Here is a 17,041-nt window from a genome sequence, read left to right on the forward strand (position 1 = left end):
TGGTACGACGGATCACCAGATCCGCACGCGATCGTCGGGCGACAGATACAGGCTGTCGCCTTCGCCGATATCAAATGCTTCGTACCATGCGTCCATGTTGCGGACGACTCCATTGACGCGGTACTCACTGGGACTGTGCGGATCAACGACCAATCGTCGCAGCAATTCTCGCTCGCGGTACAGTCGCCGCCAGATCTGGGCCCAGCCGAGAAAGAACCGTTGATCGCCGGTCAGACCATCGATGACGGGCGCCGGTTTGCCGTTCAATGACAGCTGATAGGCCGCATAGGAAACGCTCAACCCACCTAGATCGCCGATGTTTTCACCCAGCGTCAGTTCGCCATTGACGAAGTTGTCTTTGATCGGCTCGAACTTGCCGTATTGCTGCACCAGCCCCTCGGCGCGCCGTTCAAATTCACGACGATCCTCTTCGGTCCACCACATTCGCAAGTTGCCTTTGCCGTCATACTGGCTGCCTTTGTCGTCAAACCCGTGACTCAGCTCATGACCGATCACGGCGCCGATGCCGCCGTAGTTGACCGCATCATCGGCGGCCAGATTGAAGAACGGCGGTTGCAAGATGGCCGCCGGAAAAACGATCTCGTTCATCGTCGGGTTGTAATAGGCATTGATCGTCTGCGGCGTCATGTGCCACTCGCTACGATCAATGGGTCCCCCCAATTTATCCAGGTCGCGTTGATATTCGAATTCAGCCGATGCCAATAGATGATCGCCTAGACATCCCTGTTTGATCGTCAAATTGGAATAGTCTTTCCATTGATCGGGATAGCCGATTTTGGTCGTGAACTGAGACAGCTTTTCGAGGGCCTGTTTTTTGGTGCCCTCTCCCATCCAATCACGGGTCTTGATCCGCTCTTGAAACGCGGCGATCAAATTGCTGACCAATTGATTCATGTGCTGCTTGGCAACCGGTTTGAAATGCTTTTCCACGTACAGTTGGCCGACCAATTCGCCCAGCACTTCGCCGGTCACGTCGACACCGCGTTTCCAAAGCGGTTGCTGTTGGTCGATGCCACTGACTTCCGTTTCATGAAAATCGAAATGGCGTTTTTCCAACGCCTCGGATAGTCCCGACGCAAACGCATCGATCGTGTGATAGGTGTAATAGTCTTTCCACTGATCAATCGAAATCGATTCGCTGAGTTCCGCCAATCCATCAATGAAACTGGGCTGCCGAACCACGACAGCGTCGACCGACGCCAGACCCGCGGTTTTGGCATAGTCAAACCACTGCAACTGACCAAGCATCAAGTCCAGCTCGCTGGGCGTTCGCTTGTTGTAAGTGGCAACCGGATCACGGTTTTCGGTTTTCGTCCAATGCAGCTGAGCAATCTTGGTTTCGATTTCGACAATGCTCGCAGCCGCTGCCTGGGCGTTGGGATGACTGACAAACCCCAACAGATCGACGATGTAGTCGTGCAACTTTTGGCGCAGTTCCACGTAGCGTTCATCGTCTTCCAAGTAATAGTCGCGATCCGGCAGCGACAAACCGGACTGGGTCAGATAGACCGTGTAGGCATCACTGTTACGGGCGTCGACGGAAACGTAGGGCACGATCGGCGCCCCCACACCGGCACGGCGAAGTGTCCCCAGCGTTGCCGCCAAGGAACCCTGGGAATCAATCGATTGAATTTCGTCCAGCAGTGGCTTGATGGGCTCCAGTCCCGCCGCGTTTCGCGTCTCCAGATCCAGCACACTGTCGTACAGGTCGCCGACCTTTTGCGCGGGCGTACCGGGTTCCGATTCAGTCATCGCGGCGCGTTCGATCAAACCGCGCACTTGCTCGCGGGTACGATCGTCCAACACCGTGAAGATCCCGTAATTGGATTTGTCCTGGGGAATCGCTGTTTCATCCAACCATTTTTGGTCGGCGTACAAATAGAAATTGTCTCCGGCTTTGATCGAGTCACTGAACAGGGACAGATCGATCCCCGAAATCTTTTTCGGCGATTCCGCCGAATCCTGGCCGATCGCAGCGGCGATCCCAGTCAAACAAACCAGCGAGAAAACAAACAAACGCATCGGAAACTCCGTTTACGGGGCGAAATGACAGGCGGCCAATGTTGTACTGAATTGGCTTTGGTTGCGACACCAAGATTCGACTTGAGCCAAAATCCGAGTTTTTCTAAAGTCGTCGATCTGTCGGGCGTCGGGAAGCCCCTGAACGTACTGATTCCCGCCTGGTTAGATTGGTCGAACGATTCAAAGGAGTGATCGTCATGGTTTCCACGAGTTGGCATCGAAACGTTGCGTTGGCGCTAGTCATTGGCTACGTCACATTGGTTTTCACCGCGTTTCACGCCGTTTCACCTGCCGCCGCACAAGAAAGCAGCTCGGCCGTCGCCGTTGTCAACGCCGACCCGATCACTCGCCAAATGCTTTCCGATGCGACGCTGGATCGCTATGGAAACAGTGTTCTGGACAACGTGATCATCAATCGCCAGTTGATCCTGCAAGCCTGCAAGGATCGCGGAATGGAAGTCACCGAAGCCGAGGTCAATGAAGAGATCTCGCGATTGGCGACTAAATTTGGATTTCAAGTCCAAGATTACCTGAAACTGTTGCAAGACAAACGCGACATCTCGCCGGGCCAATATGGCCGCGAAATTGTTTGGCCAATGCTGGCGCTACGAAAATTGGTTGCCGACCAAGTCGAACCGACCGAAGAAGAATTCAATCGCGCCTTTCTGGCACAGTACGGCGAAGCGGTCAAATGCCGGATGATCATGTCTGAAAAAGAAGCCAAGGCGCGGCAACTGCACGCCGAAGCAACCGCTAACCCCAATTCCTTTGGCCCCCTGGCCAAAGCCAATAGCGAAGACGAAGTCAGCGCGAGCGTCGGCGGGCTGATTCCTCCCATCCGAAAATTCACAGGCGACTCGCGTCTGGAAGACGCCGCCTTTGCACTCGCCGATGGCCAAATTTCGCCTGTGATGCAGCTGGCTGATCAATGGATTTTTCTACAGGCGGTACGTCGCATCCCGGCCGGCAGCCCTCCCGCCTCGGCAATGCCAACAATCCGCGAGCAAATCAACGACCGGATCCGTGACCAAAAAATGAAAGGTGCCGCAGCAGACCTGTTCGCCAAACTGCAACGCGACTCCAACGTCATCAAAGTGTTGGGTGACAAACAGTTGATGGAACAATATCCCGGCGTTGCCGCGATCGTGAACAACCAACGAATCACTCTCGCACAGCTTGCCGCCGAATGCGTTAAACGACACGGCAAAGATGTGCTCGAAGGCGAGATCAATCGCAAACTGCTCAACCAAGCTCTGACGAAAGCGAACAAGCAAGTCGCACAAGCTGACCTGCAAGCCGAAATCGAACGTGCTGCGAAAAGCTATGGCTTCATTCGGTCCGACGGATCCGCCGATCTGGACGCTTGGACCCAATCGGTCACCAGCGACGGGGAAACGACCACGGACATCTATATCAAAGATGCCGTCTGGCCCAGCGTTGCTTTGAAGAAATTGGTCGAAGATCGAGTCACGGTCACACAGGAAGACCTGGACCGTGGATTCGAATCCAATTTCGGCCCCCGCGTCGAAATCCTGGCTTGCGTGCTCAGCGATCAACGCACTGCACAAAAGGTCTGGAAAATGGCCCGCGACAACCCCTCCGAAGAATTCTTTGGACGTCTGGCGGAGCAGTACAGCATTGAACCAGTTTCGGCCAGCAACAGCGGCAAAGTCCCACCGATCCGAAAATACAGCGGCCAGCCCACCATCGAGCGAGAAGCATTTGCACTCGAGCCGGGTGGTTTAAGCGGTATCATTGCGACCGGTGACAAATACATTCTATTGAAATGCCAAGGCCGCACCGAACCGGTTGTCAGCGATATTAACGTCGTCAAAAACGAACTGGTCCGCGATCTGACCGACAAAAAGTTCTCGGCGGAAATGGCAGCCGAATTTGATCGCCTGAAGGACAGCGCGGAGATCGACAACTTCCTGGTTGCCGTAAAAGAAATTGCATCCGCTGGTCAGACGGCTAAAAAGTAGCGAGATATTCTCTACGAGTCTTCCTATCGATGAATTCACAGAACCCCGGGTCGCGATGCGATACCGGGGTTTTGCAACACCATGCTCAGACAACGTCATCACCAATCGTCACACCACGAAAGTGATTGGCAACACCTGGCGAACAAACAGCGTTGTCAGATCGTGGGCTCCGCCGCCGGCGAATTTTGCGAGCGTTCGGACAAGTTGATTGACGCCTGTGCCTCGGCACAGCGAATTGACCCTGTGGAAACCATCGCCAGCGAGCTGATTCCACTGTGCGCGGCACTGCGGTACCTGGGAAAACGTGGCGCTCGAGTGCTGGCACCACGTCGCGTCGGTTTCCGCGGCCGACCGATTTGGATGTTTGGGGTTCGCTCGGTGGTGCACCGGGTGCCACTGGGCGACGTGCTGGTGCTAGGGACTTGGAACTATCCGTTGTTATTGGCTGGTGTTCAAATCGCCCAAGCGTTAGCCGCCGGCAATCGCGTGCTGTTCAAACCCGCCGAAGGCACGCAACAATCGTCTGAAATCATGGCCGAATGTTTCTATTCGGCCGGCGTCCCCCGATCGCAGCTCTCACTGCTGGAAACACAAACCGCGGCCGCCACAACGGCGATCGAAGGTGGCGTGGACTTGATCGTGTTAACCGGCGCCGCATCCACCGGTCGCAAGGTGTTACAGTCCGCCGCGCCACAGCTTTCGGCGTCAATCATGGAACTCAGCGGCTGTGATGCGGCGATCGCCCTGCCCGGTTTTGACCTCGATCGCTTGCTGGATGCCTTGCAATTTGGATTGCGATTTAACGCCAGCGCGACGTGCATCGGGCCTCGTCGATTGATGTTGCGACAGCCAGATCGTGACGCAGTCTTGTCGGGGCTAGTGTCCAAATTTGGCGATGAACCCGCCGTGATCGTGCACCCGGCAGCGAGAGAAAACGTCGCTCGACAGATTGACGCGGCACTAGAATCTGGCGCCCGAGATCTGTTGGGCCGATACGATTCACGAGCATTGCTGGAGACTGGCAAACTGCACCCAGTCGTGCTGGACGGTGTCACAGAATCCGACAGCATTGCATCGGCCGATCTATTCGCGCCCGTTTTGTCACTGATGACGGTCCGTGACAATCAACATGCCGCTCGATTGGTCAACGATTGCCCCTATCGGTTAGCCGCAAGTGTGTTTGGTCCGGTCGATCAAGCCAGCGAGCTAGCAGAACGACTGGCCGTTGGAACCGTGACGATCAACGACCTGATTGCACCGACAGGCGACCCCCGTGTCCCCTTCGGCGGCCGGGGACAAAGCGGATTCGGTGTGACGCGCGGCCCCGAGGGGTTGCTGGCCATGACCGCGGCCAAAGTGATCAGCACGCGGCGCGGATCGTTCACGCTACACCTGCGGCCGCGACAATCCCGCGACAAAGCTCTTCTACACGGTGCACTACACTGGTTGTACGGCGGCAGCCTGGGCAAACGTTTGGCCGGGTTGCGTCAGATCGTTGATGGAGTCAAAAAGACGTAATCGCCAACTCTCACGTCCTAGTTCTCACCCTACACTCCGATTCATGATCGCAGCCGACTCGAACCAAATGAATGTGATTGTCGTCGGCGGCGGGCTGGCTGGACTCTCCAGCGCCTGCGTCTTGGCCGCCCGCGGCCACCAGGTCACGTTGCTGGAGAAGAATGATTGGGTGGGTGGCAAAGCCGCACAGCTGAGTGCCGAGGGCTATCGGTTCGACATGGGACCAACCATTTTGACCCTGCCGAGTGTTTTGCGACGCGTGTTCGAGGAAGCCGGGCGAAGGCTCGAGGACTATTTGGAAATCGTCCCGTTGGATCCGCAGTGGCGCTGTTTCTTTGAAGACGACGACACCTCTGACAACACCGTGTTGGACTTGGTCGTCGACACCGACCAGATGAAGGCACATCTGAAACAATTCACCGGTAGTGACGTCAGTGGGGATGGCTACCAGCGTTTTCTAAAACTAAGCGAACATCTGCACGGCGTGTCCGATCGGTTTTTCTTTTGGAAATCCATTGGTGGACTGGCCGACACGATGGATGTCGGCGGGGCGTTTTCGATCAACGTTTTGAAAGACGTGCTGTCATTGCGTATGGGCCAGAGCGTCGCTGCAGTCGTCCGCTCTCACGTGCCGGATGCTCGCGTCGCCCAGATGATGGACCACTTCACTCAATACGTCGGATCATCGCCCTATGCGTCGCCGGCGGTGCTGTGCAGTATCGCCCACATGCAAACCGAAGAGGGGATCTGGTATCCAATGGGCGGAACCCGTGCGATCCCTGACGCGCTCGGCAAACTGGCCGAGGAACTGGGCGTCGAGATTCGCTGCGGCACCGATGTGATGCGAATTCAAACCAGCGGCCGCCAGATCACCGGCGTCATCACCGCATCCGGCGAGACGTTGCCTTGTGACGCCGTGGTCAGCAACTGCGATTCCGTACGGACCTATCGCGAATTGTTAAAAGACACTCCGCAGGCCGCAAAATTCGAAAAGAGAAACACCCACTCACCGGCCTGTAGCGGTGTCGTCTTGTACCTGGGATTAAATCGACGCTACGAACAACTACTGCATCACAACTTTGTGTTTTCCAAAGACCCCGAGTCGGAGTTTGAGTTCATCTACGACAAGGGAGAACCGGCGCCGGATCCCAGCGCCTATGTCTGCGCCCCGACGATTAGCGAACCCGGTGTCGCTCCGGACGGTTGCGAGGCGTTGTATATTTTGGTTCACACGCCTTACTTACGCCCGCATCACGATTGGACCGCAATGTTGCCCGACTATCGGGAAGTGATTTTGGACAAACTGGAATCGTGTGCCGGGATGACAGGCATCCGCGATTGCATTGTTTATGAACAAGCGCTGACCCCCGAAGGCATCCATAACCGCTTTCGTGTTTGGAACGGAGCAATCTATGGGCTGGCCAGTCACGGTAAATTCACCGGTGCGTTCAAACCGGGAAATCGGCGCAAAGATTTCGAGGGACTTTATTTTGCGGGCGGTGCCGCGCACCCGGGCCCCGGAATGCCGATGGTATTGATGAGCGGCTGGATCGCAGCGGACTCGCTGGACCAAGACGCACGGGGCGGAAAACTGAACCGACAATCTGGGAATCCCAACCGTTGAACACCGCTGACGATCCTGTTCCTCCACCGGCAACCTGGTTCCTGAACGGCTTTCATCGTTTTCTGCGGCCCTACCTTGGCCGCCATTTTCATACGGTGGCGATCGAACGCGCCAGCCGGTTGGATCCACCGATTCCCGAACAGACCCCAGTGATTGTCTATGCAAACCATCCGTCCTGGTGGGACCCATTGATCGCCCACTACTTGCATCGCCAGCTATTCTCACCAAGACACTTCTTCGCGCCGATCGATGCCGAAGCCCTGCAACAGTACCGTGTGTTCGAAAAGCTGGGTTTTTACGGGGTTCAACTGAGCAGTCAATCGGGTGCCGCAGCATTCTTGAAGACCAGCCTGTCGATTTTGGACCAACCGAATTCGGCAATTTGGATCACACCAGAAGGCCGCTTCGTTGATTCCCGCGACCTCTCTGCGACGCTGATGCCCGGACTAGCACACCTGTGTCACCGCAGCCAAAACGTTGTCGCCGTGCCGATCGCACTTGAATACACGTTCTGGGATGAACGATTGCCAGTCTGTCTGGCTTCACTCGGCACGCCGATCGCTGCCAGCGAACATTCCCAATGGGACAAACCACAATGGGCAACCGAACTGACCGCCGGATTGCGGTCGGCACAATCGCAATTGTCTCGATTGGCAATCGAGCGTTCCAGTGAACCGTTTGACAACCTGCTACGCGGTTCCACCGGCAGCGGCTGGTTTTACGACTCGTGCCGACGAATCAAATCGTTTGCGACCGGTGGGGCTTTCAAAGCCAACCACGGAGATCAATTTCAGTGATTCTGTTGCTGGCGATTATCGGACTCGGATTGTCCACTCTGCCACTGGTGATGCTGCTGGCAAACCTGCCGTTGTTTTGTGATCAAACGACAAACGATGCAACGGACCGCGAGTTACCGCCGGTGTCGGTGCTAGTGCCCGCGCGCGACGAAGCCGACTCGATTTCAAATTGCATCGATTCCGCACTCGCCAGCAAGGCGATCACCATCGAAGTGATTGTCTTGGACGATCAATCGACCGATGCAACGCCCGCGATCGTCCACCGATATGCGGATATGGACCCTCGAGTCCGGTTGGTTAGGGGCAAACCGCTGCCGCCGGGTTGGAACGGAAAACAATACGCCTGCGCACAACTTGCCGATGCCGCTCGCTACGAGCACCTGCTATTTCTGGATGCCGATGTCCGCCTATCAGCCGACGCGATTCGAAAATTAGCCCAGCATTTGGATGACAACGACGCCGGGCTATTGAGTGCGTTCCCGCATCAGATCACTGGGACATGGCTGGAAAAATGGCTGATCCCGATGATGCACTTTATCCTGCTGGGCTATCTACCCTTCGCTCGTATGCGCCGCGATTGCCAACCAAGCTTGGCGGCGGGCTGTGGCCAACTGTTTCTCACCACGCGTCAATCCTACGATCACGCGGGGACTCATGCAGCGATCAAATCATCGCGTCACGACGGTGTCAAACTGCCCCGCGCCTATCGCGCCGCAGGAATCATGACCGACGTGATCGATGGCAGCGATCTGGCCGAGTGTAGGATGTACCAAAACACCCGCCAAGTCGTTCGGGGTTTGATGAAGAACGCGTCCGAAGGCATCGCCAATCCACGCCTGATCATTGTCTTCACTGTGTTACTACTTGGTTGCAGCCTGCTGCCGTTGGCCGGCCTGGTCGTAGCTGTCGTTGGCCAGCACTGGACGGCCACAGCGATCTGCGTCGTCGCGTTAGTGGTTGCGCACCTGCCGCGACTGATCGCCGCCGCTCAATTCCGCCAGTCTTGGCTAGGCGCCTGCTGCCACCTGCCGGCGACGTTCACCTTCGTTGCCCTGCAATGGTTCGCACTCGGCAATCAGTTGCTCGGCCGACAAGTCGCCTGGCGGGGCAGAGTCGAAAACTAAACCCCCGTCTCCCGCCGTAACTGGGCCCCAATGCCATCTACTTTGGCACCCCAAGGGTCATTATTGTTAGCGGCAGGGCCCTCCCGGTACGGCAGGCTATTTTCAAAACGCAATACCGGACGGCTCGCGCCGCTTCGCTACGAATCAGATGGACTGGGACCGCCAGGGTTCAGACCGCCAGGATTCAGACCGAATGAACCCTGGCAGCCCTGGCTCAGCTACGGCGTCCAACTCGCGTTGGCGATCACTCGTGTGGCTCGGTCATCTTCCAGGGGTCCAACGCTTCGCGAAGTGTTTCCTCGGGCAGAATTTTCTTCTCCAAACACAATTCGCGAATTGTCTGTCCGGTCTTGAATGCTTCCTTGGCCAGCTTGGCAGCCTCGGAGTAGCCGATCAGCGGATTCAGACTGGTGCACATCGACAAACTCTGTTCAACGGCTTGATTGCACGATTCCTCATTGGCTTCCATTTCGTCGACACAGAACTCGATGAAGGCGTTGGATCCGCTGGACAACAACAGAATCGATTCCAGCACGGTGTGAGCCATCACCGGCATCATGATGTTCAGCTGGAAATTGCCACCGGCGGCGCCGCTGACCGTCATCACGCCGTCGTTGCCGATGACGCGTGCGGCCAACTGCATCAGCGACTCACACATCACCGGATTCACTTTGCCCGGCATGATCGAACTGCCCGGTTGCCGCGAGGGCAACTGAACTTCGTAAAATCCACAGCGAGGGCCACTGCCCAACCAACGGATGTTGTTGGATAGATTAAACAGCGTCTGTGCAATGCATTTCAGTTCGCCATGGGTTTGTACCAACGCGTCACGCTGCGCGTTGGCTTCGAAATGGTTGACCGCTTCGACAAACGCGATCCCGGTTCGCTGGGCAAGTGCATCCGCCACACGCCCGCCGAATTCAGGGTGGGTGTTGATTCCACTGCCCACTGCGGTGCCGCCAACGGGCAGTTCCAACACTGCATCGCGAGCGACTTCGGCGCGGCGGATCGACAATTCAATTTGACGAGCGAAACCGCCAAATTCTTGCCCCAGACGCAGCGGCGTGGCGTCCATCAGGTGTGTCCGACCGATCTTCATCACTTTGTCCCAGGCTTTTGCTTTGGCAGCCAAGGAAGCATGCAGTCGAGTCAGTGCGGGAATCAGGGCCGTGTGAATCTGGACGGCGGTGGCAACATGAATCGCGGTGGGGAACGTGTCGTTGGTCGACTGTCCCATGTTGACATGATCGTTGGGATGAATCGCTTTCTCAGCCAGCGTCCGATCACCACCAGCGATTTCGATCGCACGATTGCTGATCACCTCGTTAACGTTCATGTTACTGCTGGTGCCGCTGCCGGTCTGAAAGACGTCGACCGGAAATTGGTCTCGCAGTTTGCCATCGGCGATCTCTTCGGCGGCCGCCAGCATCGCATCCACCTGAACATCGTTCAACGGATTCATGCCGCTGCCGGTCAGTTTTCCCAGATCGCGATTTGCGACTCCACAGGCATGCTTGACCATCCCCATCGCACTGATCATCGCATCGGGCAATCGCCACCCGCTGATCGGAAAATTGTCAACGGCACGTTGGGTTTGGGCACCGTAGTAGGCGCTGGCTGGGACATGGACATCACCCATCGAGTCGCGTTCGGTTCGGTAATCATTCATGGCAATTCAAGACGGCGAAGTGGCAGCAAAATATGAAAGCGAAGTTTACCGCAGCGGTTCAGAATTGAACATCGGCCACTGAATCGGCCATCCGCTTTGGACGCTTGCTACAAAACCATTCTGGCGATGTTGATGTAGACGACGATGCCCAGGATGTCGACGATCCCGGCGACAAAGGGATTGCTCATCATGGCCGGGTCCAGGCCCAATCGTTTGAACAAGAGCGGCAGCGCGGCGCCAAAAAAGCAGCCCATGATGATCACCGCCAACAATGTCATCGGAATCACCGTCGCGGCGATCGCCGACGGCGCCATGAAGATCGCAGTCGCGTATCCGATCAGGGACAAAAAACTGCCCAGAATCAGCGACACCACCACTTCGCGTTGCAACACCTGTCGCCAATCCGTCAATTCGATTTCACCACTGGTCATCGCGGTGATCACCAATGTCGCCGATTGGCTGCCGGAATTTCCACCGGCGCTGATGATCAGCGGGATAAAGGACACTAACCAAATGAACTCGCTCAGTTCCTGGTGATAGTGCTCCAGTGCGAACGCGGTCAACAGAGCCGCAAAAAACAAGATGATCAGCCAAACACCGCGTTTCCACGACAGGGTCAACAGACCGATCCGCAAGTAGTTTTCCTCGAGCGGCTCGACCGCGGCAATACGCTGGGCGTCTTCTGTCAATTCTTCCCGGATCACATCAATCACATCGTCGTGCGTGATGATCCCCAACAACTGGCGGCCCGAATCAACGACCGGGATCGCAAGCAAATTAAAATGCTCGACTTTCTCAGCCACCGATTCCTGGTCTTCGTCCACCTCGGCGACGACAACGTCTGTCTCCATCATCTCGCCGAGCGTCTGCTCGGGATTTCGCAGTGAAGACACGAGTTGTCGAGTCGACACGATCCCGCGCAGGATCTTGTCGTCGTCGACCACATACAGGTAATAGATCGTTTCCAGCTGGCTGGCTTGACGCCCCAGTTCGTCCAGTGCCGCGCGGACGGTCAGCGATTCGCTCAACATCGCGACCTCCGATGTCATCAGCGATCCGGCGGTTTCCTCTTCATAGGAACGCAGGCGCTGAATGTCGCGGCGATCGGCGGCCGGCAACAACGGCAGGATGTCCAACACCCGAGCGGGCGTCAAACGATTGATCAAGTCGACACGGTCATCCGAGGCAATTCGATCGATCAGTGCGGCGGTTTCCGCAACGTCTTGAGATTGCAGCAATTCGACTTGCCGCTCCTCGTCGAAATAGCCAAAGATCTCGGCGCGACGGTCGGGATCGGCAAATTGCAGCACCTGCCAAACTTCTTCGTCGGCCAATCCCTCCATAAACTCCGCGGTCCGACCGGCGTTCAGCGCGATGCAGAACTCCTGAAGCTCAGCCGCGTTTTGTTCGGCCAGCATCTCGCGAATTTCAGGTAGGAAAAGCGTGTTGACCATATCACCTGGCTAACCATCAGTGTCGTAGCTGGGCCCGCCAGGGTTCAGTCGGTCAGTAAACACAGTCAGTCTGAACCCTGGCGGGCCCAGCGACAAACCATTCTGAACCCTGGCAGCGACCGACACGGTGCACCGATCTAATTGCTGACTCGTTCGCTGTATTCGCCGGTTCGCGTGTCAATCTTGATCACGTTACCGATCTTGATGAACCCCGGCACGATGAATTCGGCACCGGTTTCTACCGTTGCTGGTTTCGTGACGTTGGTCGCGGTGTCTCCCTTGGCACCCGGAGCACACTCGGTGATTTCCAACTCGACCATGGTCGGTGGTTCAACGATGATGGCGTTGCTGTTGTACAACGTCATCGTGCAGATCATGCCGTCTTTCAAGTACTTCCAGATATCGCCGGCAACATCGGCCGGAACTTCGTACTGCTCAAACGTTTCTTGATGCATGAAGACATAGTCTTCGCCCTGACGGTACAGGAACGATACGTCGGTGGTCTCGACGTCCGCCGATTCCAATGAATCACCGCCTTTATAGGTGCGATCCAAAGTGGTCCCACGAATCAAATTTTTCAGTTTGCATTTGTAGAACGCGTTGCCTTTGCCGGGCTTGACGAATTGCATGTCCGACATCAAGTAAGGTTCTCCGTCGATTTGAACCTTCAGCCCTTTTCGGAAATCGCTAGTGTTGTAAGTTGCCATTGTTTATTCGGCTCCATGATCGTTGACCTACCAGAAGGGTCGAGAGTTTACCGACCGCAGGCGGTTTTGTCCCGACCGGGTCGCCAGGACTTTTTTTCCGCCGATGGGGGCCGTTCCGATCCGCTGGCGCAACTGCCGTTCACTCCCATCGATCTGCCAGGAAATCTCGTTCATGTCGCCCAGCCCAGACCCCGACCGCTGGCGCAACTCGACCTCCCCGAACGGCCCACGCCCCCCTCTGGCAGACGAATTTCCCGTGGTGGATTGGCAGCGAGCGATGAAGCGAGCGATTCGCAGCCAATCCGAACTCCGCCGCCGTTTGGGTCTCGGTGCCGACGTGGCAGCCGACGCCGGCGAGCACTTTCCGACCTTTGTGCCGCTGGAATTGCTGGCTCGAATCAAACCCGGTGATCCGAACGACCCGATCCTGCGCCAGGTCCTGACGACCGCCGACGAATCCATTGACCAACCGGGATTTGTCGCTGATCCGGTTGGCGACCTGCAGGCCGAAGCCGGCGGCGGCGTTTTGCACAAGTACGCCGGGCGGGCGTTGATCATCACCCATGGCGCCTGCGCGGTACATTGCCGTTACTGTTTTCGCCGCGAATTTCCCTACAACGAACTCGGATCCCGAAAACAACAGTGGGGTCCGGCCATCGACTATATCCGCGGTGATGATTCAATCCACGAAGTCCTGCTCAGCGGCGGCGACCCGCTGACGCTGACCGATTCCGCACTGTTCACGCTGTTGGACCAAATCGAATCGATCCCGCACGTTCGGCGGCTCCGAATTCACACTCGTTTGCCGATTGCGATCCCCCAACGGATCACGACCGAGCTCGCCGATCGATTGTCCGAGTCACGTTTGGCGGTGTGGTTCGTGATTCACGCCAACCATGCCAATGAGATCGACGATGCGGTTACCGAGTCGGTCGGGCGGTTGTCCCGCCGCGGGATTCCGGTGCTCAATCAATCTGTCCTGCTGGCCGGGGTCAACGACGACGTGGATGCGCTACAATCGCTGTCGCTGTCGCTGATCGATATCGCCGTCCAACCCTACTACCTGCACCAACTGGACCAAGTTCGCGGCGCCGGGCACTTTCAAGTCGACGTGGCCCGCGGAATCGAATTGGTCAATCAACTGCGACAACGCCTGCCCGGCTATGCTGTGCCAAAGTACGTGGTTGAAAACGCCGGCGAAAAAAGCAAGACGCCAATCGCGTAGAATAGCGACCGACCAGGCAACCGGCGTTTCGTGAGAATACGGGGAAGACTTTTCATCGATGTACGTTTTTGAAAATCCAGTTCTACAGCGCGAGCTTCTGGTCAACCTGCGCACCAAACGGGCCTTTGTGTTGCTGGCCGTTTACCAGTTACTGCTGGCAACCGTGGTGGTGACCGCTTGGCCGTCGGACCAACGATTGGACCTGACGTCCAATCCGCCCTCTGCGACCAAACTGGTGAACCTGTTTTTCCTGGGGCAATATGTGATCGCGTCGCTGATGGCGCCCAGCTTCGCGGCGGGAACGATCGCCGGCGAAAAGGAGCGTAAGACATACGAGATGCTGCTGGCCAGCCCACTGCGTCCGGGCGCCATCGTGCTGGGCAAGGTCGTCGCATCGTTGACCCACATCGGCATGTTGATCATCGGATCACTGCCCATCATCGTGCTCTGTTTGCCACTCGGTGGCGTCAGCGTGTACGAAGTCTTAGCGGCGTACCTGGGTCTGATCATTTCGGTGGTGCTGTTTGGCGCCATCGGTGTGATGTGCAGCAGCTATTTCCCTCGGACCAGCAGCGCGCTGGTCGTCAGCTACTTGGCCATTCTGCCGTTGGTCATCGGTGCCTGTATGTTTTGGGCCTCGATGGCCAGCGACGGCGATCTGCGACTCAAGATTGCGACCATCGTGTTTCCCGCATTCGGGCTGACCGCTGTGATCCTGATGGGTGCAGCCGCAGCCGGACGAATGCTGTACCCGCCGGATGTGGGCAGTGAGGGCAAGGAAGTAATCGACCTGGAGCGTGAAGCCGAGGACGCCGTCGGACTGGTGATTCAACCGGATCAATTCCCCGATCGGCTCTTTGCCCCGCCCAAGAAAAACGAATTGATGGCCGATGGCACCAATCCGGTCTATGACAAAGAACTACACAGCGAAATCTTCAGCCAGGGCACGTTGATGCTGCGACTGGTGATCCAGATCAGCATCTTACTGGCGATCCCGATGATGGGTGTGTTCCTGTTTTTTCAACAACAACACGCCCCCTGGTTCGGTGTCTATGTGATCGTGTTCAACATGTTGGTCGGCCCGTCGTTCCTGGCCAGTAGCATCACCAACGAACGCGAACGACAGACGTTGGATCTGTTGCTGACAACGCCGCTTTCGCCCCGTCAAATTCTGTGGGGAAAATTTGTCGTTCGCTTTCGCATCACGCTGGTGCTAACGTCGTTCCTGCTTTGGCCCCTGATCTTGGGCGCGGGCCTGAACCCATCGCTGTGGTCCAACTGGCCGACCGTGCTTGGAATGTTTGCGATCGTCATCACGGTCTGTCTGGTCAATTGCGTGATCGCGCTGACCTGTTCCATGTTCTGTAGCAAAACGTCAATCGCATTGCTAACCACCTACGCGGTGTTGCTGGCGCTGTACGTGATGCCGCCCGCCCTGTCGACGTTGGCGCGGACACTGGAAATGCCAGGAAACACGATCGCCTGGGCGGACTGGACCGGCGTGGCGAGCCCCTTCTCCGCGTTGTTTTCGTTACCGTTGAACGAACAGATCGCGCCCGATAACCCGGTGGTCAATGCCGGCAATGTCCCGATCGTGATCGGCTACTTTGCGTTCAGCGCGGTGGTGGTGTTACTTTCCACGGCCGCCATGATGTTGCGACTGCGTAGCCGCCAAGGCCTATCCGACGGCTAGAACCCGAAATACAACGAACTGCGACCGGCGTGACGATGATGGTGGTGATGCGATCGGTAGTACGGCGGCGGGTAGTGCGGCAACACATGCTCGCGGATCACGACCGGTGGGCGTTCAATGTATTGCTTGACGACCGTGGGTGCGGGACTGGCGATGGCAACCGGTTGGCCGTCGGCCATCGATTGAATCCCGGTGATCACGTTCTCGCTGACACCTTGCTGATGCAATGAAATGATGTCGTTGACCTGGAGTTTGCCGACATAACCACGCTGACGAATCTGATTCAGCACGACCTGGTCGCTCAATCCGCTGCGAGTCATCGTGATCACGTCTTGTAGCGTGACCGCCGACTGCAACGCGGCGGTCTGTTGCTGTTGGGCGTATTGCTGTTGTTGGGCGCGATAATACGCCGCCCGCTGGCGTTGCATCTCGGCTTCTTTGTCAGAGGCATTGCCTAGAATGCCCCCCGCAACGGCGCCGACCACTCCGCCAATGGCGGCTCCAGCACCCGCCTTGTCGTTGTTGTCACCAATGATTCCACCGGCAATTGCACCGGCCAATCCGCCCATCACTGTGCCACGCTGCTGTGCGGCTTGACCGTAGGCACCGCTGGTCGTTGCAACCGCCAGAGAAACGAATACAAGCAGTGTCATGCTGCGTGTGCTAACAATCATCCGTGATCTTCCGCAACAAATGGGAACGGGCAGTGGAGCCCCGTCCAAACGAGGCGACTGGCGATTGAGACTCGCCCAGTACTTCTTCGCGGGCGGCTGATCACCGATGGCAACCGCGCACCAGCGCTGACATGATCAATACACCTCGCTGGCGTATTCACGCAATGCCATTTTCAACTCATTCAACCGGCTCGAAGGCAATGTTCTTATCGGCCAGATCGATGACCTGGGCAACGGGAAGTACAAAAATCTTGCCGTCGCCAATCTGGCCAACCGATCCCGTCAGCGCATTGCGACTGATCGTATCGATCACGGCTTCGAGCTCGTCTTCATGCACCAGCACTTCCACCACGACCTTTCGTAGCAAATCGACTTTGTACTCGTTGCCACGAAACAGTGCACTTTGCCCCCGTTGACGGCCATACCCCATGGCGTCACAAACCGTGATCTCACCAAGGTTTAGCTCTCGCAGCGCATCGCGAACCGTGGACAGTTTCGTGGGCTGAATGATTGCGACGACAACGCGCATGG

13 protein-coding genes are annotated in these 17,041 nt (G+C 56.8%); 7 read left to right on the forward strand and 6 right to left on the reverse strand.

Annotated elements, in window-relative coordinates; all coding sequences use genetic code 11:
* Positions 1–12 precede the first annotated feature (12 nt).
* On the reverse strand, positions 13–2,043 hold the full coding sequence (locus NHH03_RS04330) for a M13 family metallopeptidase (protein WP_253154521.1): 2,031 nt from the start codon (positions 2,041–2,043) through the stop codon (positions 13–15).
* 197 nt (positions 2,044–2,240) lie between these two features.
* On the opposite strand from NHH03_RS04330, the gene NHH03_RS04335 reads away from it, so the two are divergent.
* The 5 genes from NHH03_RS04335 to NHH03_RS04355 all read left to right on the forward strand — a co-directional run bounded on the left by NHH03_RS04335 (position 2,241) and on the right by NHH03_RS04355 (position 9,088).
* Positions 2,241–4,025 carry a peptidylprolyl isomerase gene (locus NHH03_RS04335; RefSeq protein WP_253154522.1) on the forward strand — a complete coding sequence of 595 codons (1,785 nt, stop codon included), beginning with the start codon at positions 2,241–2,243 and terminating at the stop codon, positions 4,023–4,025.
* A gap of 81 nt (positions 4,026–4,106) precedes the next feature.
* The gene (locus tag NHH03_RS04340) at positions 4,107–5,543 is read left to right on the forward strand and encodes an aldehyde dehydrogenase family protein (protein WP_253154523.1); all 1,437 of its coding nucleotides are present in this window, start codon (positions 4,107–4,109) and stop codon (positions 5,541–5,543) included.
* A 67-nt stretch (positions 5,544–5,610) separates the two neighbouring features.
* Positions 5,611–7,167, forward strand: coding sequence for a phytoene desaturase family protein (locus NHH03_RS04345; protein WP_253154524.1), 1,557 nt, complete (start codon positions 5,611–5,613; stop codon positions 7,165–7,167).
* Positions 7,164–7,964, forward strand: coding sequence for a lysophospholipid acyltransferase family protein (locus NHH03_RS04350; RefSeq protein ID WP_253154525.1), 801 nt, complete (start codon positions 7,164–7,166; stop codon positions 7,962–7,964). Before NHH03_RS04345 ends, NHH03_RS04350 begins: the two co-directional genes overlap by 4 nt.
* On the forward strand, positions 7,961–9,088 hold the full coding sequence (locus tag NHH03_RS04355) for a glycosyltransferase (RefSeq protein WP_253154526.1): 1,128 nt from the start codon (positions 7,961–7,963) through the stop codon (positions 9,086–9,088). Before NHH03_RS04350 ends, NHH03_RS04355 begins: the two co-directional genes overlap by 4 nt.
* Before the next feature lie 244 nt (positions 9,089–9,332).
* Here the strand turns inward: NHH03_RS04355 and NHH03_RS04360 are convergent, their stop codons facing one another.
* The 3 genes from NHH03_RS04360 to efp form a co-directional block, all read right to left on the reverse strand.
* Positions 9,333–10,757: a class II fumarate hydratase gene (locus NHH03_RS04360; protein ID WP_253154527.1), complete on the reverse strand. Its 1,425-nt coding sequence runs from the start codon at positions 10,755–10,757 to the stop codon at positions 9,333–9,335.
* Positions 10,758–10,864: 107 nt separating this feature from the next.
* Positions 10,865–12,211, reverse strand: coding sequence for a magnesium transporter (mgtE, locus tag NHH03_RS04365; RefSeq protein ID WP_253154528.1), 1,347 nt, complete (start codon positions 12,209–12,211; stop codon positions 10,865–10,867).
* Between the two features lie 137 nt (positions 12,212–12,348).
* Positions 12,349–12,918, reverse strand: a complete 570-nt coding sequence (gene efp / locus NHH03_RS04370) for an elongation factor P (RefSeq protein WP_253154529.1) — start codon at positions 12,916–12,918, stop codon at positions 12,349–12,351.
* A 172-nt stretch (positions 12,919–13,090) separates the two neighbouring features.
* Here efp and epmB point away from each other — a divergent pair, with 172 nt between their 5' ends.
* Both epmB and NHH03_RS04380 read left to right on the forward strand, forming a co-directional pair.
* Complete coding sequence (gene epmB / locus NHH03_RS04375; RefSeq protein WP_253154530.1) at positions 13,091–14,143, forward strand: EF-P beta-lysylation protein EpmB; 1,053 nt, start codon at positions 13,091–13,093, stop codon at positions 14,141–14,143.
* Positions 14,144–14,201: 58 nt separating this feature from the next.
* A complete protein-coding gene (locus tag NHH03_RS04380; RefSeq protein WP_253154531.1) occupies positions 14,202–15,836 on the forward strand; it encodes an ABC transporter permease in 1,635 nt (544 codons plus the stop codon).
* Here NHH03_RS04380 and NHH03_RS04385 read toward each other — a convergent pair.
* Both NHH03_RS04385 and NHH03_RS04390 read right to left on the reverse strand, forming a co-directional pair.
* Complete coding sequence (locus NHH03_RS04385; RefSeq protein ID WP_253154532.1) at positions 15,833–16,510, reverse strand: glycine zipper domain-containing protein; 678 nt, start codon at positions 16,508–16,510, stop codon at positions 15,833–15,835. The genes NHH03_RS04380 and NHH03_RS04385 overlap by 4 nt on opposite strands.
* A 178-nt stretch (positions 16,511–16,688) precedes the next feature.
* Complete coding sequence (locus NHH03_RS04390; RefSeq protein WP_253154533.1) at positions 16,689–17,039, reverse strand: P-II family nitrogen regulator; 351 nt, start codon at positions 17,037–17,039, stop codon at positions 16,689–16,691.
* Between the last annotated feature and the right edge of the window lie 2 nt (positions 17,040–17,041).

Origin of the sequence: Stieleria tagensis, from assembly GCF_024129865.1 — a bacterium.
GTDB classification, from domain to species: domain Bacteria; phylum Planctomycetota; class Planctomycetia; order Pirellulales; family Pirellulaceae; genus Stieleria; species Stieleria tagensis.

Excerpts from the sequence above, each read along its gene's own strand:
- NHH03_RS04330 (WP_253154521.1), bottom strand. The coding sequence starts at position 2,043 with ATGCGTTTGTTTGTTTTCTCGCTGGTTTGTTTGACTGGGATCGCCGCT.
- NHH03_RS04335 (WP_253154522.1), top strand. The coding sequence starts at position 2,241 with ATGGTTTCCACGAGTTGGCATCGAAACGTTGCGTTGGCGCTAGTCATT.
- NHH03_RS04340 (WP_253154523.1), top strand. The coding sequence starts at position 4,107 with ATGCTCAGACAACGTCATCACCAATCGTCACACCACGAAAGTGATTGG.
- NHH03_RS04345 (WP_253154524.1), top strand. The coding sequence starts at position 5,611 with ATGAATGTGATTGTCGTCGGCGGCGGGCTGGCTGGACTCTCCAGCGCC.
- NHH03_RS04360 (WP_253154527.1), bottom strand. The coding sequence starts at position 10,757 with ATGAATGATTACCGAACCGAACGCGACTCGATGGGTGATGTCCATGTC.
- mgtE (WP_253154528.1), bottom strand. The coding sequence starts at position 12,211 with ATGGTCAACACGCTTTTCCTACCTGAAATTCGCGAGATGCTGGCCGAA.
- efp (WP_253154529.1), bottom strand. The coding sequence starts at position 12,918 with ATGGCAACTTACAACACTAGCGATTTCCGAAAAGGGCTGAAGGTTCAA.
- epmB (WP_253154530.1), top strand. The coding sequence starts at position 13,091 with ATGTCGCCCAGCCCAGACCCCGACCGCTGGCGCAACTCGACCTCCCCG.
- NHH03_RS04380 (WP_253154531.1), top strand. The coding sequence starts at position 14,202 with ATGTACGTTTTTGAAAATCCAGTTCTACAGCGCGAGCTTCTGGTCAAC.
- NHH03_RS04385 (WP_253154532.1), bottom strand. The coding sequence starts at position 16,510 with ATGATTGTTAGCACACGCAGCATGACACTGCTTGTATTCGTTTCTCTG.
- NHH03_RS04390 (WP_253154533.1), bottom strand. The coding sequence starts at position 17,039 with ATGCGCGTTGTCGTCGCAATCATTCAGCCCACGAAACTGTCCACGGTT.